Annotated in this window: 25 protein-coding genes; 12 read left to right on the top strand and 13 right to left on the bottom strand. The window is 72.7% G+C overall.

What is annotated here, in order from left to right:
* The first annotated feature begins 3 nt into the window (after window positions 1-3).
* The 5 genes from hypB to hypE all read left to right on the top strand — a co-directional run bounded on the left by hypB (window position 4) and on the right by hypE (window position 5,706).
* Entirely contained in the window at window positions 4-762 is a 759-nt protein-coding gene (hypB, locus tag OG299_RS04140; RefSeq protein ID WP_327360518.1) for a hydrogenase nickel incorporation protein HypB, read from the top strand.
* Window positions 762-3,176, top strand: a complete 2,415-nt coding sequence (gene hypF, locus OG299_RS04135; protein ID WP_327360517.1) for a carbamoyltransferase HypF — start codon at window positions 762-764, stop codon at window positions 3,174-3,176. Before hypB ends, hypF begins: the two co-directional genes overlap by 1 nt.
* Complete coding sequence (locus OG299_RS04130) at window positions 3,145-3,498, top strand: HypC/HybG/HupF family hydrogenase formation chaperone (protein WP_327360516.1); 354 nt, start codon at window positions 3,145-3,147, stop codon at window positions 3,496-3,498. Before hypF ends, OG299_RS04130 begins: the two co-directional genes overlap by 32 nt.
* The gene (gene hypD, locus OG299_RS04125) at window positions 3,495-4,628 is read left to right on the top strand and encodes a hydrogenase formation protein HypD (protein WP_327360515.1); all 1,134 of its coding nucleotides are present in this window, start codon (window positions 3,495-3,497) and stop codon (window positions 4,626-4,628) included. Before OG299_RS04130 ends, hypD begins: the two co-directional genes overlap by 4 nt.
* 88 nt (window positions 4,629-4,716) lie before the next feature.
* Complete coding sequence (gene hypE, locus OG299_RS04120) at window positions 4,717-5,706, top strand: hydrogenase expression/formation protein HypE (RefSeq protein ID WP_399849549.1); 990 nt, start codon at window positions 4,717-4,719, stop codon at window positions 5,704-5,706.
* Window positions 5,707-5,716: 10 nt separating this feature from the next.
* Here hypE and OG299_RS04115 read toward each other — a convergent pair whose 3' ends face one another.
* Complete coding sequence (locus tag OG299_RS04115) at window positions 5,717-6,508, bottom strand: polysaccharide deacetylase family protein (protein WP_327360513.1); 792 nt, start codon at window positions 6,506-6,508, stop codon at window positions 5,717-5,719.
* 83 nt (window positions 6,509-6,591) lie between these two features.
* Entirely contained in the window at window positions 6,592-7,431 is an 840-nt protein-coding gene (locus OG299_RS04110) for a class II glutamine amidotransferase (protein WP_327360512.1), read from the bottom strand.
* A gap of 642 nt (window positions 7,432-8,073) precedes the next feature.
* Here OG299_RS04110 and OG299_RS04105 point away from each other — a divergent pair.
* A complete protein-coding gene (locus OG299_RS04105) occupies window positions 8,074-10,002 on the top strand; it encodes a serine/threonine-protein kinase (RefSeq protein ID WP_327360511.1) in 1,929 nt (642 codons plus the stop codon).
* A gap of 52 nt (window positions 10,003-10,054) precedes the next feature.
* Here the strand turns inward: OG299_RS04105 and OG299_RS04100 are convergent, their stop codons facing one another.
* Window positions 10,055-10,423 (bottom strand): hypothetical protein, encoded by a 369-nt coding sequence (locus tag OG299_RS04100; protein ID WP_327360510.1) that lies wholly within the window; start codon window positions 10,421-10,423, stop codon window positions 10,055-10,057.
* Between the two features lie 285 nt (window positions 10,424-10,708).
* On the opposite strand from OG299_RS04100, the gene OG299_RS04095 reads away from it, so the two are divergent.
* The 3 genes from OG299_RS04095 to OG299_RS04085 all read left to right on the top strand — a co-directional run bounded on the left by OG299_RS04095 (window position 10,709) and on the right by OG299_RS04085 (window position 12,514).
* Window positions 10,709-11,353, top strand: coding sequence for a DUF4360 domain-containing protein (locus OG299_RS04095; RefSeq protein WP_327360509.1), 645 nt, complete (start codon window positions 10,709-10,711; stop codon window positions 11,351-11,353).
* Between the two features lie 52 nt (window positions 11,354-11,405).
* Complete coding sequence (locus tag OG299_RS04090; RefSeq protein WP_389873624.1) at window positions 11,406-12,092, top strand: DUF4360 domain-containing protein; 687 nt, start codon at window positions 11,406-11,408, stop codon at window positions 12,090-12,092.
* A 176-nt stretch (window positions 12,093-12,268) separates the two neighbouring features.
* Complete coding sequence (locus OG299_RS04085) at window positions 12,269-12,514, top strand: hypothetical protein (protein WP_327360508.1); 246 nt, start codon at window positions 12,269-12,271, stop codon at window positions 12,512-12,514.
* A gap of 10 nt (window positions 12,515-12,524) precedes the next feature.
* On the opposite strand, the gene OG299_RS04080 is transcribed toward OG299_RS04085, so the two are convergent.
* The 3 genes from OG299_RS04080 to OG299_RS04070 form a co-directional block, all read right to left on the bottom strand.
* Window positions 12,525-13,928, bottom strand: coding sequence for a L,D-transpeptidase (locus OG299_RS04080; protein ID WP_327360507.1), 1,404 nt, complete (start codon window positions 13,926-13,928; stop codon window positions 12,525-12,527).
* A gap of 300 nt (window positions 13,929-14,228) precedes the next feature.
* Window positions 14,229-14,456 (bottom strand): DUF6296 family protein, encoded by a 228-nt coding sequence (locus OG299_RS04075; protein WP_327360506.1) that lies wholly within the window; start codon window positions 14,454-14,456, stop codon window positions 14,229-14,231.
* Between the two features lie 72 nt (window positions 14,457-14,528).
* Complete coding sequence (locus tag OG299_RS04070; RefSeq protein ID WP_327360505.1) at window positions 14,529-15,194, bottom strand: maltokinase N-terminal cap-like domain-containing protein; 666 nt, start codon at window positions 15,192-15,194, stop codon at window positions 14,529-14,531.
* 187 nt (window positions 15,195-15,381) lie between these two features.
* Here OG299_RS04070 and OG299_RS04065 point away from each other — a divergent pair, with 187 nt between their 5' ends.
* Together OG299_RS04065 and OG299_RS04060 are read left to right on the top strand one after the other, a co-directional pair.
* Window positions 15,382-15,807: a guanyl-specific ribonuclease gene (locus tag OG299_RS04065; RefSeq protein WP_327360504.1), complete on the top strand. Its 426-nt coding sequence runs from the start codon at window positions 15,382-15,384 to the stop codon at window positions 15,805-15,807.
* 115 nt (window positions 15,808-15,922) lie between these two features.
* Entirely contained in the window at window positions 15,923-16,864 is a 942-nt protein-coding gene (locus OG299_RS04060) for a hypothetical protein (RefSeq protein WP_327360503.1), read from the top strand.
* A gap of 37 nt (window positions 16,865-16,901) precedes the next feature.
* Here OG299_RS04060 and OG299_RS04055 read toward each other — a convergent pair whose 3' ends face one another.
* Both OG299_RS04055 and OG299_RS04050 read right to left on the bottom strand, forming a co-directional pair.
* Entirely contained in the window at window positions 16,902-17,522 is a 621-nt protein-coding gene (locus OG299_RS04055) for an L-threonylcarbamoyladenylate synthase (protein ID WP_327360502.1), read from the bottom strand.
* Window positions 17,523-17,531: 9 nt separating this feature from the next.
* A complete protein-coding gene (locus OG299_RS04050) occupies window positions 17,532-18,254 on the bottom strand; it encodes a TetR/AcrR family transcriptional regulator (RefSeq protein ID WP_327360501.1) in 723 nt (240 codons plus the stop codon).
* A gap of 120 nt (window positions 18,255-18,374) precedes the next feature.
* Here OG299_RS04050 and OG299_RS04045 point away from each other — a divergent pair, with 120 nt between their 5' ends.
* Window positions 18,375-19,121: a DUF4386 domain-containing protein gene (locus tag OG299_RS04045; protein WP_327360500.1), complete on the top strand. Its 747-nt coding sequence runs from the start codon at window positions 18,375-18,377 to the stop codon at window positions 19,119-19,121.
* Here OG299_RS04045 and OG299_RS04040 read toward each other — a convergent pair.
* The 5 genes from OG299_RS04040 to OG299_RS04020 all read right to left on the bottom strand — a co-directional run bounded on the left by OG299_RS04040 (window position 19,046) and on the right by OG299_RS04020 (window position 25,753).
* Window positions 19,046-20,689 carry an FAD-dependent monooxygenase gene (locus OG299_RS04040; RefSeq protein WP_327360499.1) on the bottom strand — a complete coding sequence of 548 codons (1,644 nt, stop codon included), beginning with the start codon at window positions 20,687-20,689 and terminating at the stop codon, window positions 19,046-19,048. The genes OG299_RS04045 and OG299_RS04040 overlap by 76 nt on opposite strands.
* 207 nt (window positions 20,690-20,896) lie before the next feature.
* Window positions 20,897-22,231, bottom strand: a complete 1,335-nt coding sequence (gene lysA, locus OG299_RS04035) for a diaminopimelate decarboxylase (protein ID WP_327360498.1) — start codon at window positions 22,229-22,231, stop codon at window positions 20,897-20,899.
* 14 nt (window positions 22,232-22,245) lie between these two features.
* Entirely contained in the window at window positions 22,246-22,608 is a 363-nt protein-coding gene (locus tag OG299_RS04030) for an SAV_915 family protein (protein WP_327360497.1), read from the bottom strand.
* A gap of 208 nt (window positions 22,609-22,816) precedes the next feature.
* Window positions 22,817-25,222: an ATP-binding cassette domain-containing protein gene (locus OG299_RS04025; RefSeq protein ID WP_327360496.1), complete on the bottom strand. Its 2,406-nt coding sequence runs from the start codon at window positions 25,220-25,222 to the stop codon at window positions 22,817-22,819.
* 174 nt (window positions 25,223-25,396) lie between these two features.
* Window positions 25,397-25,753 (bottom strand): VOC family protein, encoded by a 357-nt coding sequence (locus tag OG299_RS04020; RefSeq protein WP_327360495.1) that lies wholly within the window; start codon window positions 25,751-25,753, stop codon window positions 25,397-25,399.
* Between the last annotated feature and the right edge of the window lie 5 nt (window positions 25,754-25,758).

Below are 25,758 nucleotides of genomic sequence, written 5' to 3'. Positions count from 1 at the left end.
ACCATGTGCCGTGTGGTCGACCTGAAGCAGGCGGTCCTCGCCAAGAACGACTCGGCCGCGCACATTCTGCGCGCCGAACTCACCGCCCGCGGCACCACGGTGGTCAACCTCCTGTCCAGCCCGGGAAGCGGGAAGACCGCCCTGCTGGAGCGCGAACTCGGCCTGGCGCGCGAGCGCGGCGTACCCGTCGCCGCGCTCACCGCCGACCTCGCCACCGAGAACGACGCGGTACGGCTGGCGCGTTCGGGCGTCCCCGTCAAGCAGGTGCTCACCGACGGGCTCTGCCACCTCGAGGCCGGGATGCTCGGGCGCCACCTCGACGGCTGGATGCCCGAGGACACCCGGCTGCTGTTCGTGGAGAACGTCGGCAACCTCGTCTGCCCCGCCTCGTACGACCTCGGGGAGACGCTGCGCGTGGTCCTCGCCTCGGTGACGGAGGGCGAGGACAAACCGCTCAAGTACCCGACGGCGTTCGGGCTCGCCCACCTCGTCGTGGTGACGAAGACGGACATCGCGCAGGCCGTGGAATTCGACGAAACCGCCTTCCGCGCGCACGTCCAGCAGGTCAACCCCGGGGTGGAGGTGGTGCTGACCTCGGCCCGCGGCGGCGAGGGCGCGGGCATCCTGCTCGACCGGGCGCTGGCGGTCGGCGCCGGCGGCGCGGTGCACGCCCCGGTCATGGCCCAGCAGCCCCCCGCGCATCACCATCACGATCACCACGCCGAGGGCCACGCGCACTCCGCCGTGGTGCAGTCCCGCTGATGGAAGCCGTACAGCGCCGCCGGGTCGTCGTGCGCGGAGTGGTGCAGGGCGTGGGCTTCCGGCCGTACGTGTACACCCGCGCGACCGGGCTCGGCCTCGCCGGGCACGTCACCAACACCCCCGAAGGGGTCGTCGCCGAGGTCGAGGGCGCACCGGCGGCCGTATCGGCCTTCTGCGAGCGGCTCGCGGCCGACGCCCCGCCCCTGGCGGTCGTCGATGCCGTCGACCACCACGAGGTCCCCGTCGCCGGCGGCGCAGGCTTCACCATCGTCGCCTCCCGGTCCGGCGGCCCCGCGCGCACCCTCGTCTCCCCGGACGTGGCCACCTGCGCCGACTGCCTCACGGAGCTGGCCGATCCGGCCGACCGGCGCCACCGGCACCCCTTCATCACCTGCACGCACTGCGGACCCCGCTTCACCATCGTCACCGGGCTGCCGTACGACCGGGTGCACACCACCATGGCCCGCTTCCCGATGTGCCCCGACTGCGCCCGCGAGTACGCGGACCCCGCCGACCGGCGCTTCCACGCCCAGCCGGTGGCCTGCCCCGCCTGCGGACCCCGCCTGCGGCTCCACGCCGGTTCGCCCCCGCGCGAGGGGGCGCACGCCGACCCGGTGGCCGAGGCCCGCCGGCTGCTGGCCGGCGGGGCGATCCTCGCGGTCAAGGGCCTCGGCGGCTACCACCTCGCCTGCGACGCCGCCCACGCCGGCGCCGTGGCCGAGCTGCGGCGCCGCAAGGCCCGCGGGGACAAGCCGTTCGCCCTGATGGCCCGCGACGTCGCCGACATCGAGCACCTCGTCCACCTCGGCCCGGCCGAACGGGACCTGCTCACCGGGCCCGTCCGGCCGATCGTCCTGCTGCGCCGCCGCCCCGGCGCCGCCGCGCAGGATCTCGTCGCCGACGCCGTCGCCCCGGGCAGCCCCGACCTGGGCGTGATGCTCCCCTACACCCCCGTGCACCATCTGCTGCTCGGCCTGCCCGGCGACCCGCCCGGCCCCCGGCTGCTCGTCATGACCAGCGGGAACCTGTCGGGCGAGCCCATCGTCACCGACGACGACGAGGCCCTGGACCGGCTCGCCCGGCTCGCCGACGGCTGGCTCACCCACGACCGGCCGATCCACGTCCCGTGCGACGACTCCGTGGTGCGCGTCTGCGACGGCGAGGCGCTGACCCTGCGCCGCTCCCGCGGGTACGCCCCGCTGCCCCTCACGCTGCCGCTGTCCGTACCGGCCGCGCTCGCCGCCGGGGGAGACCTCAAGAACGCCTTCTGCCTCGGCGAGGGCCGCAAGGCCTGGCTGTCCGCACACATCGGCGACATGGACGACCTGGCCACGCAGTACGCCTTCGAACGCGCCGAACAGCAGCTGGAGTCCATCACCGGCGTACGACCCGGGCTGCTCGCCGCCGACCGGCACCCCGGCTACCGCTCGGGCCGCCTGGTCCGCGACCGGGCCGCCGGCCGCCCGGTCGTGGGAGTCCAGCACCACCACGCACACATCGCGTCCGCGATGGCCGAACACGGCCAGGGCGGCGCCCGCCGGGTGATCGGCGTCGCGTTCGACGGCACCGGATACGGCGACGACGGGGCCGTCTGGGGCGGGGAGGTGCTGCTGGCGGACTACGCCGGGTACACCCGGTTCGCGCACCTCGCCTACGTCCCGCTGCCGGGCGGCGACGCCGCCGTGCACCGGCCGTACCGGATGGCCCTGTCCCATCTGCGCGCCGCCGGGCTCGACTGGGACCCCGACCTGCCCTGCACGGCCGCCTGCCCGCCCGAGGAACTACGGCTGCTCCGACGTCAGTTGGAGCGGAACCTGCACTGCGTCCCGACCTCCAGCATGGGCCGCCTCTTCGATGCCGTCTCCTCCCTGGCGGGCGTCTGCCACCACGCCGGGTACGAGGCCCAGGCCGCCATCGAGCTGGAGGGCGCGGCGCTCACCGCGGCCGTGAGCGGAAGCGCCGGCGGGGCCGGGGCCGGAGATGCCGCCGGACCGGACTACGCGTTCGCCCTCCGGCTCCCCGCGCACGGCGGCGACGCCCCGCTGACCGCGGACCCCGCTCCCCTGCTGGCGGCGGTGGTCCGCGACGTGCGCGCGGGCACCGCCCCCGGCGTGATCGCCGCGCGCTTCCACACGGCCGTCGCCGACCTCGTGTCCGAGCTGGCCGTCCTCGCGCGCGAGCGGCACGGGATCGACACCGTCGCCCTGACCGGCGGGGTCTTCGCCAACACCGTGCTCTCCTGCGCCTGCGCCCGCCTGCTGCGCGAGCGCGGCTTCACCGTACTGCGCCACCACCGCGTCCCGCCGAACGACGGCGGGCTGGCCCTCGGCCAGCTCATGGTGGCGGCCTGCACCCCGCACCACCCACAGCAAGGAGAGGGCCATGTGCCTGGCGGTACCCGGCAGAGTGCTTGACATCGGGGAGAAGGACGGCACCCGCATGGCGACCGTCGACTTCGGCGGGGTGGTCAAGGAGGTGTGCCTCGAGTACCTCCCGGACCTCCGGGTCGGCGAGTACGCCATCGTCCACGTCGGCTTCGCCCTGCAACGCCTCGACGAGGAGTCGGCCAAACAGACGCTCGAGCTATTCGCCCAACTCGGCATGCTCCAGGAGGAGTTCGGCGATCCGTGGGAGCGGGCGGCGGCCGAGGCGGGCACGGGGGACTGGCCCTTCGCCGACGACATCGCGCAGCAGCCGCACACCGGGGACGCCGTACAGGAGGCGCAGCAGCAGTGAAGTACATCGAGGAGTTCCAGGACCCCGAGCTGGCCCGCCGCCTGCTCGACGACATCCACGCCACCGTCACCCGCCCCTGGGCGCTGATGGAGGTCTGCGGCGGCCAGACCCACACCATCATCCGGCACGGCATCGACCAACTGCTGCCCGAACAGGTCGAGTTGATCCACGGCCCGGGCTGCCCGGTGTGCGTGACCCCGCTGGAGGTCATCGACAAGGCACTGGAGATCGCCTCCCGCCCCGAGGTGATCTTCTGCTCGTTCGGCGACATGCTCCGCGTCCCCGGGACCGGCCGCGACCTCTTCCAGGTGCGCAGCGAGGGCGGCGACGTACGGGTGGTGTACTCCCCGCTCGACGCCCTGCGGATCGCGCAGCAGAACCCGGCGCGCGAGGTGGTGTTCTTCGGCATCGGCTTCGAAACCACCGCGCCGCCCAATGCCATGACGGTGCATCAGGCGAAGAAGCTCGGCATCCCCAACTTCAGCCTGCTCGTCTCCCACGTCCGGGTGCCCCCGGCCATCGAGGCGATCATGACCTCCCCGAGCTGCCGGGTGCAGGCCTTCCTGGCCGCCGGGCACGTGTGCAGCGTGATGGGCATGGGGGAGTACCCGGAGCTGGCCGCGCGCCACCGCGTCCCGATCGTGGTCACGGGCTTCGAGCCGCTGGACATCCTCGAAGGCGTACGCCGGGCCGTACGGCAGCTGGAGCGGGGCGAGTACACCGTCGACAACGCCTACGCGCGGGCCGTCCGCCCGGAGGGGAACCCGGCCGCGCTCGCCATGCTGGAGGACGTCTTCGAGGTCACCGACCGCGCCTGGCGCGGCATCGGCGTCATCCCGGCCAGCGGCTGGCGGCTGTCCGCCCGCTACCGCGACTACGACGCCGAGCACCGCTTCTCGGTGACGGACATCGCCACGCAGGAGCCCGCCGAGTGCCGTAGCGGTGAGGTCCTCCAGGGCCTGATCAAGCCGCACGAGTGCGAGGCCTTCGGCACCACCTGCACCCCGCGCAACCCGCTCGGCGCCACGATGGTCTCCAGCGAGGGCGCCTGCGCCGCGTACTACCTCTACCGGCGCCTCGACCTCGCGCCGGCCCGGACCGCACCGCTGGAGGCGAGCCCCGTTGTCTGAGACCGTGACCGACGCCGTGTCCGGGACCGGACTCGACGTCACCGGCTGGACCTGCCCGGCCCCGCTGCGCGACCGCCCCCGGGTGGTGATGGGCCACGGAGGCGGCGGCGCGCTCTCCGCCGAGCTCGTCCAGCACGTCTTCGCACCCGCCTTCGGCGGCGAGGTGCTCGCCCAGCTCGGCGATTCCGCGGCGGTCACCCTGGGCGGGGCCCGACTGGCCTTCTCGACCGACTCGTACGTGGTGCGGCCGCTGTTCTTCCCCGGCGGCAGCATCGGCGACCTCGCGGTCAACGGCACGGTCAACGACCTCGCCATGAGCGGGGCCCGGGCCGCCTACCTCTCCTGCGGGTTCATCCTCGAGGAGGGCGTGGAGATCTCGGTGGTGGCCCGGGTCGCCGAGGCCCTCGGCAAGGCCGCGCGCGCCGCGGGCGTCGAGGTGGCGACCGGCGACACCAAGGTCGTCGAGGCCGGCCACGGCGACGGCATCTACCTCAACACCGCGGGCATCGGGCTCATCCCCGACGGGGTGGACCTGCGCCCGCAGCGCGTCGTACCGGGTGACGTCGTCATCGTCAGCGGGGAGATCGGCCTGCACGGCGTGGCCATCATGAGCGTCCGCGAGGGGCTCGGCTTCGAGGCCGAGGTCGAGAGCGACTGCGCGCCGCTGGGCGGTCTCGTCCAGGCCATGCTCGCGGTCACCCCCGATCTGCACGTGCTGCGCGATCCCACGCGCGGCGGGCTCGCGGCCGCCCTGAACGAGATCGCGGCCGCCTCGGGCACCGGGGTCGTCATCCAGGAGGGCCGGGTTCCGGTCCCCGAGGCCGTGGGCAACGCCTGCGCGATCCTCGGCCTCGACCCGTTCTACGTGGCGAACGAGGGCAAGCTGGTCGCCTTCGTGCCCCGGGAGCACGCCGACGCCGTCCTCGACGCCATGCGCGCCCACCCGCTGGGCCGCCGCGCCACGGTGATCGGCGAGGCGGTCGAGGCCCATCCCGGCCTGGTGGTGGCCCGCACGGGCCTCGGCGGCACCCGCGTGGTCGACCTGCCGATCGGGGAGCAACTGCCCCGCATCTGCTGAGGCCGGCGCCCTACTGAGTGGCCAGCAGGGTGCGGAGGTCGGTGATCCGGTAGCCCCGCGAGCGGACCGCGTCGATGATCTGCGGCAGGGCCTGTGCATCGAGCACGGGCCCCTGCCCGTCGAGCGAGCCGACGTGCATCTGGACGATCTCGCCCGGCGCGAGCACGTCCAGCGCCCGCTTGACGGCCTGCTGGGTGGTCATGCCGCCCGCCGTGCCGCGGTAGCCGTTGGTGTCGGTGGTCCACTCGACGTCCGCGAAGCCGAGCGCGTTGACCTCGGCGATCCGCCCGGCCGTGGTGTCGCCGTACGGGAAGCGGAAGAACGGCAGCGCCGCCGGCCCGGCGGCCTGCCGGATCGCCCGGTCGGCGAGCGTGACCTCCTGCGCCCGCTCCGCGGCGGTGAGCTCGCCGAACGGCGCGTGGCTGTGGGAGTGGTTGCCGATCCCGTGCCCGGCTGCGGCGATGGCCCGGACCGCATCGGGGTGGCGTTCGGCGAAGTGGCCCGTCACGAAGAAGGTGCCCGGTGCCTTCTGCTGCCGCAGCACCGTCAGGACGGTGTCCAGCCCCTCCTCGTCCCACGCCGCGTTGAAGGTCAGCGAGACCTCCTTCTGCGCGGTCGGCATCGCCCGGACCGCCGCCCCGTACAGCTTCTCGACGGGTGCCGGGGCCGCCCTTCCCACGACGGTACGGGGCTGCCCGGCGGCCGGGAGGGAGGCCGCGGCGAGGAGCGCGGCCGCGGCGGCCAAGGCGTGCAGCAGCCGGCCCGCCGCGCGGGCGCGTACGGGAAGGAACGCAGTGCTCATGGGCCGAGAAGGTAGCCCGGGGGCCGCGCGCCGGAACCGGTGGCGCGCGGAGCAGGGTCATCCTGAGGCGGCGATCTGTGACATCAGGGCAGCTCGGGGATGAAAGGAAGGTAGTCCTCCGTGGCCGCGGAGGGCACGACGGCGTAGCTCGCCTCGGGGAGTTCGTTCCACACGCCCGGGAGGTCGCCCAGCGGCTCGGAGACCACCAGCCGGGTCGCGTCGGAGACCTCCCGCAGGAACGGCAGTTCAGGGTACAGCTGGCGTACCGTCTCGGCCTTGCTGCTGTAGTACAGCGAACGCGACTGGCCCGCGCTGGAGTAGCGGAAGGCCCACACGCGCTCGCCGTCGCTGACCGCGATCGTCATCTGCAGCGGGTCGGCGACGCCGTGCTCCTTGCCGAGCCGCTCCACCAGGCCCGCCATCCGGGCGACCGCGCCGGGGGCGTCCTGGTCGAGGCCGAAGGTGACGGCCAGGTAGAACATCACCTCGGAATCCGTGGAGCCCTCGATGCACGAGAACAGGGCCGGGTCGACGGCCATGTACAAGTCGCGCTGCAAACGGTGGAAGTCGGTGATCGCGCCGTTGTGCATCCACAGCCATCGGCCGTGGCGGAAGGGGTGGCAGTTCGTCTGCTGGATCGCCGATCCGGTGGAGGCACGGACATGGGCGAAGAACAGCGTCGAGCGGACGTGCGCGGCCAGTTCCCGCAGATTGCGGTTGTTCCAGGCCGGCCCGATGTCCCGGAAGATCGCCGGGGTTGAGCCGCCGTCCGGGCTGTACCAGCCGATGCCGAAACCGTCGCCGTTGGTCGACTCGACACCCATCCGGGCGTGCAGGCTCTGGTCGATCAGCGAGTGTTCCGGCTGGTAGAGAACCGCGTCGAGCAGCATCGGCGAACCGGAGTAGGCGAGCCATCGACACATCAGCATCATCCCTCTCCTGAGCCTCGTACGAGCCTATCGCGGCCGGGGTCCCGCTGCCCCGTGGCCGTCACGTGTCCGCCCCGGCGGGCGCTCACCGGGCCCCGGATCCGGCCCGCGACGGCCCCCGGCGGGCCGGAGCGCTCCGCGGCCCGCCGGGACGGCACACGGCGGGCGCCGCCCCGCAACAGGCCTGGTCGGCAGCCCGCAGCAGCGCCGTACGGCGGCCGGCGGGCCGCCGACCAGGCGGGCACGGTGACGGCGCCGTGCCCCTGCTGCTGCAGACGGCGTACGGCCGGTCCTCGTACCGGTGCCGTCCCCGGCCGGGGTGCCGGTTTCCACCTGCTGCGCGGGCGCCGACGCGGACGCCGGGGACGGCTGAGACGGCCGTGGGGCAGGCGCCGGCGTCCGTACTGCCGTGGCCGGGCGTCGCCCGCCCTGCCCGCGGGCGCGGGGTCGCGCGCGCAAGATCAGCCGCCCGCCTGCCGAGCAGCCTGCCCCCGAGGACGGCCAGCAGGCAGCCCACCCGGGTACGGGTGCGGATACGGTGGCCGGCGACGGGGACGAGCCACGAAGTTGGGTACCCTCTCGGTTGGCTTCGGGGCTTCGGCGGGCTGAACTGCCGTGACAGGGGATGGATTTTTCATGAGTACACCTTCTACCGACCTTTTCCAGCCGCTCAGGCCCGAAGACCCGGCCACGGTGGGCGGTTACCGTCTGTCCGCCGTGCTGGGCGCGGGCGGCATGGGCAAGGTGTACCTCTCCTACACGCCGGGCGGGCGGCCCATCGCCCTCAAGGTGATCCGGCCCGAGTTCAGCGAGGACCCCGAGTTCCGGCGGCGCTTCCAGCAGGAAGTACGGGCGGCGCAGCGGGTGCAGGGCCTCTACACCGCGCCCGTCATCGACTTCGACACCGAGGGCTCCCAGCCCTGGCTGGCCACGGCCTATGTACCGGGCCCCTCCCTCGCACACGCCGTGGCCCGGCACGGGCGGCTGCCGCTGCGCAGCGTGCTGCTGCTGACCGTCGGGGTCGCCGAGGCGCTGCACGTCATCCACGGCGCGGGCATCGTCCACCGCGACCTGAAGCCCGCGAACGTACTCCTCGCCGGCGACGGTCCTCGCGTGATCGACTTCGGCATCGCCCGCGCGGCGGACGCCACTTCCCTGACCGGCAGCGGCGTCAGCGTCGGCACGCCCGCGTTCATGGCACCCGAGCAGGCCTCCGCCGGTACGGTCACCGATCGCACCGACATCTTCGCCCTCGGCCAGATCGTGGCCTACGCGGCGATCGGTGCGCCCGCGTACGGCGAGGGGTCCTCGCACGCCGTGCTGTACCGCATCGTGCACGAGGACCCCGACCTCAGCGCGCTGCCGCAGGAGCTGCGGCCCCTGGTGACGCGGTGCCTCAACCGTGACCCGGCGGACCGGCCCACCCTGACCGAGGTCATCCAGATGTGCCACGACCTCTCCCCCGTCCCGCTGCGCCAGGGCGAGGACTGGCTGCCCCAGGCGGTCGCCGGTTCCATCACCGAGCGCCTCCAGCTGCCCGAACCGGCGAAGACCCCGCCGCCGCAGCCCGCCGTGGCCCCCACGCCGACCGAGGTCTCCCCGCAGCCTCCGGCGCAGGGCGCGCCCCCGTACACGCCGACCGGTCTCGGCGTGGCCGCCGCGCCGACGCAGAGCGCCCCCGCCGCTCCGCCGCACGCACCGACCGGTCCCGCCGCTCCGGGCGCGGTGCCGGCCGCTCCGACGCATTCCGCGGCTGCTCCCGCGGCTCCGGGCACGGTGCCGCCGGGCTATCACACGCCGCCGCCCGGTTACCAGACGCACCCCGGTTACCAGACGCCGCCGCCCGGCTACCAGACCCAGCCCGGTCACCAGACGCCGCCGCCCGGATACGTGCCGGGCTACCACGCCCCGTCGCCCGCCCACCACCCCGGCTACCCGCCCCCCGCGCCGCAGCGCAAGCCGAAGGGGCTGATCATCGCCGGTGTCGTCGTGGCAGCGGTGATCGGCCTCGCGGTCATCGGTTCCCTGCTGCCGGACGGCTCCGGCAACAAGGCCAAGGACGGCGCGACTTCCAGCGGCGGAAGTCCGAGCGGCGCAGCCCCCAGCGGCGGCTCCCAGGACAAGGGCCAGAAGCGCTCCGACCCCACCCCGGCCTCGTACCAGGGCATCAACCTGACGGCCAACTACCAGCTCATGCTGGCCGACAACCCGCCGCGCCCCGCCACCGGCGGCAACGCCGGCGTGCTGTACAACCACGGCGACCTCTACTTCTATCTGGACACCCTCTTCGGGGACACGAAGGTCGGGACCGACAACGGCAAGCTGGTCGTGCTGAACAACTCGCAGAAGGGTTCGCTGGAAACCTGCCGCGCCGAGACCCGCTACACCGAGAAGATCGGCCTCGACCAGCTCTCGGACGGGACGGAGATCTGCGTGCTCAGCGACGCGGGCCACATCGCGGTGGCCACGTACCGCGGCAAGTCGGGCGCGAAAGATCCGAGCACCTACATCACGCTCGACCTCACGATCTGGCGCAACGCCGAGGAGCCGCAGAAGCGCAGCTGAGGCTCCCGGGGCACTCGCGCGGCGAGTGTCCCGGGCGCGGGCCCTCCCCGCTCTACAGCCGCTCTTCCATGCCGATGGCCGATTCCAGGTCCTCGCGGGCCTTGCCCTTGCCCTCCTGCTGCTCCAGCAGGGCCGCGGCGATCGCGTCGAGCTTGCGCTGGATGGCGTGCTCGGCGCGGCGCTCGGAGTTCTTCAGCAGGGCAAGCAGCAGCAAGGACACGGCGCCCAAGGCGTCACCCGCGAGGTGCTGCCACTCAGTGGACAGCCCTGCCACGTGGGTGGCCACGTAACCGGCGACCAGGAGCACGCACAGCAGGGAGAAGACGGCGGAGCTCGTGAAGTTCGACGCGAGCTCGGCCAGCTTCTCGAAGCGGGCGGTACGCCCCTCGCTCGTGCGCTCCGCCGGGTGCTGCAAGGCCATGCCCTGCGCCTGCCCATCCCGTACGACCGCACACACTCCTTCTGGTCATTGTCCTGCCACGGCCGTGTGCCGGGTTCTGCGTGCGGGGCGGGGGAGTGGGGCTGATGGGCGGGCGCGGGGGACGGCTCCGGGGGCTTGCGGAATTCGGCCACCACGGGTGGGCCGGGGGCGTTGTCCATATCGCGTCCTTCCCAGCAGGCAGCCGCTGTGGTGGCATGTGCATGCCGAAATTCCCGGTTCCGCGGGACGATTTTCTCCGCGGGACGAATGAATGGAGAAACGAAGATGTTGCTCCGCAGGCTCACCGTCGGCGCGGCGGTCGCGGCGTTATCCGCCCTGGCCCTGCCCGCGCAGGCCCATCCCGTGTCCACACCGCCCGGAAGAATCACCGTCGACGTGGTCGGCGTCAACGGATCGGGATGTCCTCAGGGGACCGCGAGTGTCGCCGCGGCCTCCGACAACACGTCGTTCACCGTCACGTACAGCGACTACCTGGCCCAAGCCGGCGCCGGCTCCGGCGGTACCGAGTTCCGCAAGAACTGTCAGCTCGCCCTGCAGATCCACGTACCGCAGGGGTTCACGTACGCCATCGCCCGCGCCGACTACCGAGGCTTCGCCCACCTCCAGCGCGGGGCCTACGGCCAGGAGCGCGCGAACTACTACTTCCAGGGGATGGGCCAGACGGCCCGCACCGCCCACCAGTTCAACGGCCCGTACTCCGACAACTGGCAGGCGAGCGACCAGACCGAGTACCAGGACCTGGTCTATGCACCCTGCGGCGAGGAGCGCAACCTCAACGTCAACAGCGAGCTGCGCGTCTACTCGGGTTCGTCGAACCCGCAGGCCCTGAGCTTCATGAGCATGGACTCGACGGACGGCAGTGTCAGCACGGTCTACCACTTCGCGTGGAAGGAATGCCCCGCGGCCTGACGCGGCGTGAGTGAGCGCAGGAAACACCGATCGATGGTCAGGAGTGACAACGATGTCTCATTCCCTGTCTCGTACCCTGCTCACCGGCAGCGCGGCGGCCGTGCTGATCGCCACGGCGACGACGTCCGCCGGAGCCGCAGGCCACACCCCGCAGATCACCGCACCCCCCGACAAGATCGTGATCGAACTCGCCACGGTCAACGGATCCGGCTGTCGCGAAGGCACCGCCGAAGTGGCCGTCGCCCCGGACAACACCGCCTTCACGGTCACCTACAGTGAGTACCTCGCCCAGGTGGGCCCCGGCGCGCCGCCGACGGCATTCCGCAAGAACTGCCAGCTCAATCTGCGCGTCCACGTTCCTTCGGGATTCACCTACGCGATTGTCCAGGCGGACTACCGCGGATTCGCATTTCTCCAGTCCGGCGCATGGGGGCAGGAGCGGGCGAACTACTACTTCCAGGGAATGCCCCAGACGACTCAGCGCACCCACCAGTTCAACGGGCCGCACAATGACAACTGGCAGGCGAGCGACAAGACCGAGTACGCGGATCTGGTCTGGGCGCCGTGCGGAGAGAAACGCAATTTCAACATCAATACGGAACTGCGCGTGAATGCGGGCACGTCCAACCCGCAGACCTCCACCAGCTTCATGGCCATGGACTCCACGGACGCGAGCGTGAGCACCCTCTACCACCTCGCCTGGCAGGTCTGCCCCACACCGAAACGTCCCACCCCCTGACGGCCCGCTCCCTCCCCTGACGCCCCGCGCTGTGCCCGGCGGATTCGCCGGGTACGGCGCGGGGCGTGGCCGGTCGTGATCTGGTGGGCGGCAGCCGACGCCACTACCCTGACGGCACGTCACGGGGTGGGGCATACAGACGCGTGTCCGCGGCCAGTTCGGGGGATCAGGATCTGATGGTGCTTTCGTCGGCTGTCGAGACATGGCCCGTGTGGGGGAAGGTCATCGCGGGACTCCTTCTGCTCGGAGTCATCGGCCGGGTGACCCAGTTCTTCTTCGGGACGGACGTGTCCCGCCCGACCTACCTCAAGCGCGGAGACGCCTATGTGCCGGTGCGCACGAGGGGGAGCTGCGCGATGCAACTCGTCACGCTGGGGCTCTTCCTCGTCGGCCTCGTCGCGCTGGGAATCTGGCGTCCCTGAACCGGCGCGGTCACGTGAGCGGGCGCAGCCGGGACGGGGTGTGGCGGGACACCGCCGGGAGGGCGGCGGGCGGGGCGGAGGCGGACGTGAGGGCGCTGCCCGCCTGCCAGGCCCGCCAGTCCAGGTTCCAGTCGCCGAAGCCGTTGTCGAAGGGCGCCATCGGCTCGCCGCCGCTGTTGACGACCTGCACGATGTCCCCCTCCCGTACCGTCTGGAAGAACCAGGCGGCGTCCGTCGTGCTCATGCCCGTGCAGCCGTGGCTCACGTTCTCCTCGCCCTGTGACGCGACCGACCAGGGCGCGGCGTGCACGTACTCGCCGCTCCAGGTCACCCGCGTCGCGTAGAACACCGGCAGGTCGTAGAACTCGCTCGTACCGCGCTTGATGCCGACCGTGTCCCCGCGCATCCGGACCTGGTACTCCTTGCCCAGCACGACCTTGACGCCGCTGCGGGTCCGGAAGCCCTCCTTGCCGGTGGTGACCGGGATCGTCCGGATGGCCCGGCCGTTGCGGCGTACGGTCATCTCGTGGGCGGCGGAGTCGGTGACCGCCTCGATCCGGTCCCCGATGGTGAACTCCGTGGAGTCGGAGGGGCCGCCGTAGTCGTGGTCGCCGACCTCGACCCCGTCGAGACCGCTCGTCACGTGCACCTCGGCGTGCGCCGGCCAGTACGTACGCGGCCGGTAGTGCAGCGTCGAGTCGTCCACCCAGTGCCAGCCACCCTCCACCGCGGGCTCCGAGGTCACCTGGAGCGCCCGCTCCACCCGTCCCCGGGCGGTCCGGTCGGTGGCGGGAACCGGCCGGCTCAGGGCGGCCGTCACGATCTGCCCCGCGCCGTACGTCCCCGGCCTCGGCCCGAACTCCGCCGTGAGCCTGCCCCCGTCCGGGAGCGGCGCGGTCCGGAAGGCCATGGTGACGCCGACCGGGGTCCCGGCCGCGTCCTGCGCGCCGACCCGTACGGTGTAGAGCTCGCCGGCCCGCAGCGGCTCGGTGTTGGTCCAGTGGCGGCTCTTCGCGGAGAGTGCGCCGCCCACGTAGCGCCCGTGGCCGTCGCGGACGGTGACATCGGTGAGCTGCCCCGCCTCGGCGAGCGCGATCTGGAGCGGACCGCCCGCGTTCGTGGGGAGGACGACCGTACGCGGCGGCCCGTCGGCCTCGCGGGAGGCGGGCCCCCGCAGCACTGAGCCCGCGCCCCGGGCGGTGGCCCGTACGCGCTGCTGCCGCCAGCCGGTGCACAGGCCGTCCCGGAAGCCCTCCACCGCGCACCGCGCCGCGATGCCGCCGTCCCCCTCGTCCAGAGCCCGGCCGACCAGCAGGGTCACGGAGGCGTCGTGGCCGCCGGCCGCCGACCCTTTGGCATCCTGCTCCGGCGCCCGGTCCGGCGCCGCGGCGACGACGAGGACGGCGCCGGTCACGGCGGCCACCACGCTCCACGCCCTGATCCTCCGTACCCGTCTCGCCTTTCGCTCCTGTTGTGCACGGTGCGTCGATGACATCGCCACGCAGCCCTCCAGCTCGCCAAGCCCGATGGGAGTATCAAAACGATTGCGCGGCTAAATGATGATCATGCGCTCGGAGGGTGCGACCGAACGGGCACGCAAGAGAACTCGTACGGAGCAACGGGCCGCGGGCAACGCGCAGCGGGGCAACGACGTCGGCCCGGCCGCCACTTGCCGGTGCGGCCGCGACTTGCCGGTGCGGCCGCGAGCGCGCGGTCAGGGCAGCGGCCGCAGCCGGACCACGCGGGCCGGGTTCTGGCCGCCGCCGGAGGCCAGGATGCGTACCTCCTCCTGGTCGCTGATCTCCGCCCGGACGATGCCGGTCGCGTCCGTGTAGACCGGGTGGCCACCCGGGCCGGCCTGACCGGTGGCCGTCACCACGACGACGTCCTCGCTCGTGTCCGGTCCCTCGGAAAACACCAGCTCGTAGCGCTCGGAACTCATCCGCGCCCTCCTCTGCCGGGCGAAAGAGCGTCCCCCACCTCCATGATGCGCGCAGCGCCCGGTGCGCGCCGCCTACGCGCGGACGACGGCGTACCGGCCGCGGGCCTTCGCCCCGTCCGGCAGCGTCCAGTCCGCGGTGACGTGCCCCAGCAGCTGCCCGGCGGAGTCGGCCTGCGCCGGTGCGGGCCGCAGGATGCGCTGCACGCTGATGGTCAGCTTCCCGGCGGAGGTCTGCACGAGCACATCGGACGTGTCCGGCCCGGCGGACACCTCCAGGAGCGCCGCCGGCCCCGGGTGGCCGGCCCTCGCGGACCAGCCCGTGACCGAGGGGTCGGGTGCGTGGCTCTCGCTCTGGGCCTGCGCCTCGGCCTCGCCGCGCACGAGCGCGTACAACCGGTCGACGAGGACCGGGTCGTGGGTCCCGTCGTAGATCCACCGGCGCCCCAGCACCCCGTGCTCGGAGGTGCCGATGAGGGCGTCCTGCGCCCCGTTGAGCGGGGCTCCGCGGTAGGTGAGCGGCACGAGGTACGTGACCGGCCGGTCTCCCGCACCGTCGGTGACCGCCATGAACTCGATCCCGACCTCGCCCTGCGGGTCGTCGAGGCGGAAGCCCCCGGCCTTGGCCGGCTGCGGCGCACCTCCTGCGTCCGGGCCCTGGTACCAGGGCTGAGCGGGAAGCCAGGAAGCGAGCAGCTCCAGCTTGCCGGGGGTCATCGTGGTCCGGTGGACGACGGCCATGGTGGGGCACCTCTCTCGGTCGACTGGTGATCATCCTGCCATCGGCGTCGTACGGTGCCTCAGGTTGCGTCCGTCTTAAGCTGCGGCGGCATCCGTGCCAAGGGCTGCACGCCCCCGGTGAACAGGCAGGAAACTCAACGGAGTCGGCGTTGACGGCCGCCGCTCTACGCGCGTCATCATGGGCCGCATGAGAATCCCCCCACGCATCGTGGCCCTCGCCGGCGCCGCGGCAGTCGCCGCCGCGCTCCTCACCGGACCGGCCGCCTCGGCGGCCCCCGCTCCTGCCTCCGCGCCCGTCTCCCTCGCCGCGGCCGCCTCCGCGGCCTCGGTCGGCAGCATCTGCTACTCGGCGCTGCCGTCTCAGGCGCACGACACCCTCGACCTCATCGACGAGGGCGGTCCGTTCCCCTACTCCCAGGACGGCGTCGTCTTCCAGAACCGTGAGCGGCTGCTGCCGATCCACGGCAGCGGCTACTACCACGAGTACACCGTCGTCACCCCGGGATCGCCGACCCGCGGTGCGCGCCGGATCATCACCGGACAGCAGTGGGAGGAGGACTACTACACCGCCGACCACTACGCGACGTTCCGGCGCGTCGACTTCGGCTGCTGATCCGGCTGTTCACCGCCTCCCGGTGGGCCCCGGCCTGTGCGACGCCACGGGCCGGGGGTTCCGCCGGGAGGCGGTGTGACGGTACAACTTCCCCTGGGATCAAGGGGGATGCGCAATGAGCGAACGGCGTACGGGCCGGACCGGCGCGATCGGAGCCTGGCTGTTCGGCGCCGCCGGACCGGGCGAGCCGCGGACGATGGCCGAGGCCCTCGGCCTCGCCGAGGAGGCGCCCGGCCTCCAGCGGCTGCGGGACGCGGAGCCGCGGCAACTGGCCCGGATCGAACGCCTCCACACGGCCGCGCAGCGCGCGTTCGAGCAGCGTACGGGTGAGTCGGTGGCCCGGGCCCTGGAGGCGGCCGTACGCGCCGGCATCCGCGAGTCCGCGGCCGGGCCCGCCGGGCGGCCGCCCGGCACCGGCACCGACCGTCTCCAGGCGGAGGCGGATGCCGCCGCCCAGCGGCTCGCGGCCGACGCGGCACTCGCCGGCGGGCGCGGGCTCAACACGGGCCTTGCCTTCGGCATCGTCCTCAGCCCCGTGGTGCTCGTACTGGCCCTGCTCGTCGGCCGGTACCTGCCTCCGCTGTTCCACGGCGCCATCGGCTGCCCCGAAGAGCTGATCCTGATGGACTCCCTGGTCTGCTTCGCGGGCGGGGCGATGGGTGCGGTCTTCAGTGTGATCATCCGGCTGCGCGACGCCTACCAGCTGATCCGGCCGGCACCCGGCCCCTCCGCGCCCGCCGACATCCCCGCGGACCCGGTGCAGCTCGCCCGGATGATGCGTCAGGAGGGCTGGTACCGGGTGGTGGTCGGCTGGTTCCTGGCCAGTTCGCTCTTCCTGCTCATCAACGGCGGCATCCTCACCCTGCTCACCCCGCCGGCCGCCCCCGAGGACATGTGCGGGCCGCTGCCGCTGTCCGTGGCCGGCCACCAGGCCCTGATCAAGGCCTGGTTCTTCTGGGGCAGCGTCGGCTTCCTCGCCGGCCTGAACGAGCGCTGGGCGTACGGCCTGGTCCGCCGCGGAGGCGAGCCCCGGCCCGCCGATCCGCCCGCCGCGTGAGGTAGCGCCCCGTCGCGCGGCAGACGGGAGGGGTCCGTCACTCGAAGCGCGTCGTGTCGCCCGCTCCGCGGCGTACGATCTCGGCCTCGCCGCCGGAGAAGTCGATGACGGTGGTCGGCTCGGTGCCGCAGTCGCCCGAGTCGACGACGATGTCCACGAGGTAGTCGAGCCGCTCCTTGATCTCCCAGCCCTGCGTCAGCGGCTCCGGCTCGTCGGGCAGGAGCAGGGTGCTGGACAGCAGCGGCTCGCCGAGCTCGGCGAGCAGGGCCTGGGTCACCGCGTGGTCGGGGATGCGCACGCCGACCGTCTTCTTCTTCGGGTGCAGCAGCTGGCGCGGCACTTCCTTCGTCGCGGGGAGGATGAAGGTGTAACTCCCCGGCGTGCACGCCTTGATCGCGCGGAACACGTCGTTGTCGATCTGCACGAACCGGCCCAGCTGGGCGAATTCCTGGCACACCAGCGTGAAGTGGTGACGGTCGTCGAGATCGCGGATGGACCGGATCCGGGCGAGGCCCTCACGGTTGCCGAGCTGGCAGCCCAGCGCGTAGCAGGAGTCCGTCGGGTACGCGACGAGCGCGCCGGAGCGGATGCTGTCAGCGACACTGCCGATGGTGCGCTGCTGGGGGTTCTCGGGGTGCACGTCGAAGTACTTGGCCATTGGCCGAGCCTACGCGATCAGGCCACCGCCGGTGAGCGGGCGACGGGCGCCGGACGTCCAGCCCTGCTGCCGGAGGCGTTCGAAGCCGTCCAGGAGCAGATCCAGTGCGAACTCGAACTCGAACTGATCATCACAGCCGCCGCCCACGACGGAGTCCCCGTCGTGGGCGGCGGCCATGGCCAGCTCGGTGACGTGGGGGTAGGCCGCCGCGGCCTCCGGGGGCATGGCCGCCTGCCCCTGCGGGCCGGGGCCCGGGGCGGCGTCGAACAGCTCCTGGGTGAATCCCAGCATCCGGCTGCCCAGTGCGTGCATCACGTGGTGGGTGAGGTCGACCGAGAAGCCGCCGGCGCGGAACATCCCGATCACCGAGTCCATGTACGCGAGCACCGCCGGCGTCGGGCCGGTGCGCGACCGGATCACCTGAGCCGCCCACGGATGCCCCAGCAGGGCCGCCCGCGCCGAGAGGACCCGCCGGCGGACCGCGCCCTGCCAGTCGGATCCGGGCGCCGTGGGATCGATCTCGCCCACGACGGCCTCCACCATGCCGTCCAGGAGCTGTTCCTTGTTGGCCACGTGCTTGTAGAGCGCCATCGGCACCACGCCCAGTTCCTGGGCGAGCCTGCGCATGCTCAGCGCCTCGATCCCGATGCCGTCGGCCAGTGCGACGGCGGCGCGCAGCACCCGGTCCCTGCTCAGGGGCGCCCGGGGCGCCGCCTCCGTCTGCCGGGTCATCTCGATCAGCTCCTCGTGGTCCGCGCCCGGGCGGGACTCCCGGCTTGACGAGTGTACGGCGTACACCTAACGTACGGCTCAGGTGTACGCCGTACACCTGAGGAGAGGGGTCGGTTCCGCATGAGCTCAACCAGGAAAATCGCCGTCGTGACGGGTGTGCTGTTCCTCGTCACCGAGGTCGCCGCGATCGGCGGGCTCGCGCTCTACGGCCCCGTGCTGCACGACGCCGACTACGTCCTCGGCGCCGGCGCCGACACCCGGGTGGTCCTCGGTGCGCTGTTCGAGTTCGTCCTCGCGCTGGCGGTCGTCGGCACCGGGGTCGCCCTGTACCCGGTCGTCAGGAGACAGAACGAAGGCGCCGCACTCGGCTACGTCTGCGGGCGCCTCCTGGAGGCCGCCGTCATCGTCGTCGGCATCATCAGCGTCCTGTCGGTGGTGACGCTGCGCAGGGACTTCGCGGGAGCGGCGGGCGCCGATGCCTCCTCCCTCGTCACGGCCGCCGACACCCTCGTGGCGATCCACGACTGGACGTTCCTCTTCGGCCCCAACTTCGTCCTGGGCGCCAACACCCTCGTCCTGGCCTGCCTGATGTACCGCTCACGGCTCGTCCCGCGGCCCATCGCCGCACTGGGGCTGGTCGGCGGCGCCATGATCTGCGCCTCGGCGACCGCCGTGCTGTTCGGCCTCTACGAGCAGGTCTCGGTCGCCGGATCGCTCGCCGCCCTCCCGGTGTTCGCCTGGGAAGTGACCCTGGCCGTCCGGCTCCTCGCCAAGGGGTTCACCGGGCCCGCTCAGCCGCCGAACACCGCCGAGAAGTGGGCGAGCAGCCCCGCAGCGGTCGGCGGGCACAGCCTGGCGCCGAGGTAGCCGTCCGGCCGGACCACGAACGCCGCCGGCTCCCGCACCCCGTACAGCCGGGCGAACTCGCCCCGGCCGTCCCGGTACACGGGCACCAGGGCCGACGCCGGCCGGTCGGGCTCGGTCTCCGCGAGGATCGCGCACACCCCGACCCGGCCCGGGGCGAAACCCCGTACCGCGGAGGTGAGTTCGGCGAGGCCGTCCAGCGCCGGGCCGGGCCCGTACAGCAGCAGCACGTGCTCGCGGCCGCGCAGCAGGTCGAACAGCCGCAGCGGGTAGGCGGCGAGGTCCCCGCAGAGCCCGCCGCAGTCCGGTGCCCGGTCGCCGGGCTGCGGCCCGGGCCCTGCGCCCGCGTCCGGCTCGGCCCGCTGCACGACGGGGCTGCCCCGGTAGCCGACGAGCAGCTGGGCCTGGCGCATCATCAGCGTCTGCGCGTCCTCCGGATCGGCCTGGACGCCCTCGGTGGCGTGCCGGACGGTACGGCCGACGACCTCCTCGCCCACCGGCCGGCGCTCCGCGTCGTAGCTCGCGACCAGCCCCGGAGCCGCGGCGCCCTCCACGGCCAGCGCCAGCTTCCAGGCCAGGTTCCAGGCGTCCTGGATCCCGGTGTTCATGCCCTGCGCGCCGGTCGGCGGATGGATGTGCGCCGCGTCCCCGGCCACGAAGACCCGCCCCGCCCCGTACCGGTCCACCAGCCGGTGGCTGATCCGGAACACGGACGACCAGCGCATGGCCGACGCGGTGGTCGGCTGCGGAGACAGCCGGTCCAGGACGGCCTGGATGTGGCCGAGTTCGGGAGCCCGGCTGCCCTCCAGGCCGTGCACCACCCCGTCACCGCCCTCGGGCGCAGCGGCGGAGAGCTCGGGCGGCACCATCATCGACACCCGGTAGCGGCGTTCACCCGGCAGCGGGATGCACACCAGCACGTCGTCGACGGAGCCCCGGGCATCGTGGTGCATCGCCCGCACCCCGTACCCGTACGGCAGGTCCCAGTCGACCTCCACGTCGGCGAGCATGTACTCCTCGGGGAAGGCGCCTCCCTCGAAGGCCAGCCCCAGCCCCTTGCGGACGATGCTGTGCGCGCCGTCGCAGCCCACCAGGAAGCGGGTGCGGACCTCCTCCTCCCCGGCCGCAGTGGTGAGCCGGCTGGTCACCCCGTCCGCGTCCTGGACGAACGACACCAGCTCGGTGCCCCGCTCGATGCGCGTCCCGAAGCGCTCCAGGAACTCCTCGATGATCCGCTCGGTCTCGTACTGCGGCAGCGCGGCGAAGCGGTACGGCACCTCGGGCGGCAGCACCAGGTCCAGCCGGGGCTGCTCCACGCCGTTCACGTACGTCAGCTGCCCGCGCATCGGGACGGCCGCCTCGAGGGCGGCCCGGACGAAGCCCATCCGGTCCCAGATCTCCAGGGTCCGCGGCTGGATCCCCACCGCCTTCGCGTACGGCAGCCTCGCCGGGAGCCGGTCGACGATGCGGCAGGCGATCCCGCGCCGCCGCAGCTCGGCGGCCGCCGTCAGCCCGACCGGGCCGGCGCCGGCCACCAGCACGTCCGCAGCTGCTCCATCGGTGTGCACCATCGGCGCCTCCCGGGCGGTTCCCCGTGCGGATCCCCTCCATGGTGGCCCGCAGGCCCGCTCCCGGCGATCGGTGCGAAGGCCGGAGCGCGCCGTCAACGCGGCCTCCGCCCCGCCGGAGGTACCGCCCTGGGCCGTCTCTTTCGGATCACGCCTCGCCCGCGGCGCCTGGCACCGCGGGCTTAACCGGCGAGATCCGAAAGAGACGGCCTAGTCGCCGATGTCGCGGCGGCGGAAGTCGTCGAGCGTCTCGCGTCGTACGAGGAGCCGGGCGGCGCCGTCGTCGACCGCGACCACCGGGGGGCGGCCGACCATGTTGTAGCCGGAGGCCATGGACTGCTGGTAGGCGCCGGCCACGGGTACGGCGAGGAGGTCTCCGGGGTGGACGTCGCCGGGGAGTTCGACGTCGGCGGCGAGGACGTCTCCCGCTTCGCAGTGCCGGCCGACCACGGTGGCGGTGCGGGGTTCGGCGCCGGAGTGGCGGCCGATCAGGCGGGGCGCGTAGCGCGCCCCGTACAGGGCGGGGCGGGGGTTGTCGCTCATCCCGCCGTCGACCGCCACGAACGTCTGCTCTCCGGTGCGTTTGACGGCGAGGACCCGGTAGAGCGCCACTCCGGCGGGGCCGACGATGGCGCGGCCGGGTTCGATGGCGAGGCGGGGCACGGTGAGTCCGGCTGCCGCGCAGCTCGCCACGAGCTCGGCGCGGAGGCGGCGGGCGAGGGCGGTGAGGTCGAGTGCGGGTTCTCCGGGGCGGTAGGCGATGCCGTGGCCGCCGCCCATGTCGAGCTCGGGGAGCGTGGTGCCGTGGGTGTCGCGGATGCGGGCCATCAGGCCCACCATGCGGCGCAGGGCGCAGACGTACGGTTTGACGTCGGTGATCTGGGAGCCGATGTGGCAGTGCAGGCCGACGAGTTCGAGTTGCGGCTGGCCCAGGATGCGGGTGATGGCGTGCTGGGCGGATCCGTCGGTGAGGGACAGGCCGAACTTCTGGCCGTCGGTGCCGGTGCGGATCTTCTCGTGGCCGCCGGCCGAGATGCCGGGGACGACGCGGACCAGGACCTTCTGCCGTCCGGTCGGGCCGACGGCGGCGGCGAGGCGGGCGATCTCGGAGGGGCTGTCGATGACGATCCGGCCGACGCCGAGCCGTAGTGCGGTGTCGATGTCGCGGGGTGACTTGGCGTTGCCGTGCAGGAGGATGCGCTCCGGCGGGAATCCGGCGGTGACGGCGAGTTCGAGCTCGCCGGCGGAGCAGACGTCGAGTCCGAGCCCTTCCTCGGCGATCCGGTGGGCCATGGCGCGCGAGAGGAAGGCCTTGGCGGCGTAGAGGACTTCGGCCTCGGGGAAGGCATCGCGGTAGGTGCGGCAGCGGGCTCGTACCTCGCCCTCGTCCAGGACGTAGGCCGGGGTGTCGAAGCGGTCGGCGATCTCGCTCAGCGAGACCCCGCCGACGGCGAGGCCGCCGTGCGGGAGCCGGGTCGTCGAGGCCGGCCAGACGGACAACTCGTCGGCGCCCGAGGAGATCTCGGACAGTGTGGCAGTGGTCATGGAACTCTCCCCCCTCAGACGGCCCGGACCTGGAGCCGGCCCGGCCGGAGCGGCGCGGCCGGAGCCGCAGGCGCGGGAACCGGAGCGGCCGACGCGGCCGACAGCGTCGGGTCGACGGTGATCAGGCCCGCGCCGAGCGGTTCGCACAGCTCACGCAGCACCGACTCCGACAGCCGGATGTACCCCTGGCCCTCGCCGAGCGTCGCGGCCAGCCGGCCCGTACTGGTGAAACCGACGGCCGTACGGGCGCCCAGCGGAGTGCGGAACAGCCGGATCACCGCCTCCGCTCCCCTTCCCGGCCGGACGGGCACGTACAGAAGCCCGGCCGGGACCCGTTCCTCGGGCTCGGGGTCGTCTTCGTACCGGAACAGACACATGGGGCCCTCCCTGAGGAACCGCAAGTAGCGACGGGTGACGCCCCGAGTGCGGGGAGGCAGTCCGGGGCGCGACACCGAAGCTATCCCCGACGGCCCACCCTTCGCGCCGCTCCCTGACGCCACCTTGACGGAAAACGGCCGAGTCCATACACGCCGCTGACGCGCGCCCGCCCGGCTCGGAGGGCCGGGTGGACGGTGCCCGCCCCGGTCAGGCGCCGACGTAGGCCGCGAGGTGCTCGCCCGTGAGGGTGGAGCGGGCGGCGACGAGTTCGGCCGGTGTGCCCTCGAAGACGATCCTTCCGCCGTCGTGGCCGGCGCCGGGACCGAGGTCGATGATCCAGTCGGCGTGCGCCATGACCGCCTGGTGGTGCTCGACGACGATGACCGACTTGCCGGAGTCGACCAGCCGGTCGAGCAGGGCGAGCAGCTGCTCGACATCGGCGAGGTGCAGGCCGTTGGTCGGCTCGTCGAGGACGTAGACGCCGCCCTTGTCGGACATGTGCGTGGCCAGCTTGAGCCGCTGCCGCTCGCCGCCGGAGAGGGTGGTGAGCGGCTGGCCGAGGCTGAGGTAGCCGAGCCCGACGTCGGCGAGCCTGCCCAGGATGCGGTGCGCGGCCGGGGTGTGCGCCTCGCCGGCGCCGAAGAACTCCTCGGCCTCGGTCACCGACATCGCCAGCACCTCGCTGATGTCGCGGCCGCCGAGGTGGTACTCCAGCACCGATGCCTGGTACCGCTTGCCCTCGCACTCCTCGCACGGGGTGGCGACCCCGGCCATCATCGCCAGGTCGGTGTAGATGACACCCGCACCGTTGCACGTCGGGCATGCGCCCTCGGAGTTGGCACTGAACAGGGCCGGCTTCACGCCGTTGACCTTCGCGAACGCCTTGCGGATCGGCTCGAGCAGCCCCGTGTACGTCGCCGGGTTGCTGCGCCGCGAGCCGCGGATCGCGGTCTGGTCGATCGACACGACCTCCTCGCCCGCGGGCCCCGAGCTTCCGGGCAGCGATCCGTGTACGAGCGAGCTCTTGCCCGAGCCGGCGACCCCGGTCACGACGGCCAGCACGCCGAGCGGGATGTCCACGTCGACGTCCTGCAGGTTGTTCGCCGTCGCACCGCGGATCTCCAGCGTGCCGGACGCCGTACGCACCTTCTCCTTGACGGCCGCCCGGTCGTCGAGATGGCGGCCGGTGAGGGTCCCGCCGGCCCGCAGCCCCTCGACGGTGCCCTCGAAGCAGACGGCGCCGCCCGCTTGACCCGCTCCGGGGCCGAGGTCGACGACGTGGTCAGCGATCGCGATCATCTCCGGCTTGTGCTCCACGACGAGCACCGTGTTGCCCTTGTCCCGCAGCCGCAGCAAAAGGTCGTTCATCCGCTGGATGTCGTGGGGGTGCAGGCCCGCCGTGGGCTCGTCGAACACGTAGGTGACGTCGGTGAGCGAGGAGCCGAGGTGGCGGATCATCTTGACGCGCTGCGCCTCGCCGCCGGACAGCGTGCCCGCCGGCCGGTCGAGCGCCAGGTAGCCGAGCCCGATCTCCACGAACGAATCGAGGGTCTGCCGGAGCGCGTCGAGCAGCGGCGCCACCGACGGCTCGTCGAGGCCGCGGACCCATTCGGCCAGGTCGCTGATCTGCATCGCGCAGGCGTCGGCGATGCTGATCCGCTCGATCTTCGAGGACCTGGCCCCCTCGCTGAGCCGGGTGCCTTCGCACTCGGGACAGGTGGTGAAGGTGACCGCCCGCTCCACGAACGCCCGGATGTGCGGCTGCATCGCCTCCTTGTCCTTGGACAGGAACGACTTCTGCAGCTTGGGGATCAGACCCTCGTAGGTGAGGTTGACCCCGTTGACCTTCACCTTGACCGGCGCGCCGTACAGGAAGGCCTGCATCTCCTTCTTGGTGTACTTGCGGATCGGCTTGTCCGGGTCGACGAAGCCGGACTGGGCGTACACCTGGACGGTCCACTGGCTGTCCGACTTCCAGCCGGGGATCGTGAACGCGCCTTCGGAGAGCGACTTGGAGTCGTCGTACAGCTGGGTGAGGTCGATGTCCGAGACCGAGCCGCGGCCCTCGCAGCGGGTGCACATGCCGCCGGTGCGGTTGAAGGTCGCCTTCACCGTCTGCCTGGCGCCGCGCTCGACGGTGATCGCACCGCTCGCCCGGACCGAGGGGACGTTGAAGGCGTAGGCGCTGGGCGGGCCGATGTGCGGGGTGCCGAGCCGGCTGAAGAGGATGCGCAGCATCGCGTTGGCGTCCGTGGCGGTGCCGACGGTGGAGCGCGGGTCGGCGCCCATCCGCTGCTGGTCGACGATGATCGCGGTCGTCAGTCCTTCGAGGACGTCGACCTCGGGCCGCGCCAGTGTCGGCATGAAGCCCTGGACGAAGGCGCTGTAGGTCTCGTTGATCAGCCGCTGCGACTCCGCGGCGATCGTGTCGAACACCAGGGAGCTCTTGCCCGAGCCGGAGACACCGGTGAACACCGTCAGGCGGCGCTTCGGGATCTCGATGCTGACGTCCTTGAGGTTGTTCTCGCGCGCGCCGTGCACGCGGATCAGGTCGTGGCTGTCGGCACCGTGCAGCGCAGGCGACCGCGTGTCCGTCCCCGTGGCCTTGCTCATCGTGTCTCCATCTGTTCAGCGGAGGCCGGGTTCGCGGTCTCCGTCGTCGTCGCCCGGCTCGATCCAACCAGCTTCCGGCCCGTACGTCCGGCCCTTGTGCGCTTCGGCCCGTGCAGCCGCCGACGCCCCGGCCGTGTGGTGCGCCCGGCCGGGGCGTCGCAAGGCATGCGGTCCTCAGCGGTCCTGGAGCAGCCCGAGCACGTTGCCGTCGGGGTCGGTGAAGGTGGCCACCAGGCGGCCGCCGCCGACGTCGTGCGCGGGCTCCTTCACGGTGGCGCCCGCGGCGGTGACCTCGGCGAGCTTCGCCTCGATGTCCGGGACGTGCCAGTAGGCCACCGGCGAGGTCATGCCCTGCGGTCCGCCGCCCGGCACCAGCCCGATGTGCTGGCCTTCGGCCTCGAAGCCCACGTAGTACTCCGAGTCGGCCTGCGGCTGCACGCCGAGCAGTGCGGCGTAGACCGCCTTGGCCTTCGCCAGGTCGGAGACGGGATGCAGCACAGTCTTGATTCCCTGGGTGGAAGAGCTGGTCATGGTCG

It is taken from the genome of Streptomyces sp. NBC_01296 (assembly GCF_035984415.1).
GTDB lineage: Bacteria > Actinomycetota > Actinomycetes > Streptomycetales > Streptomycetaceae > Streptomyces.
This window is presented reverse-complemented; position numbering and strand designations above follow the sequence as displayed.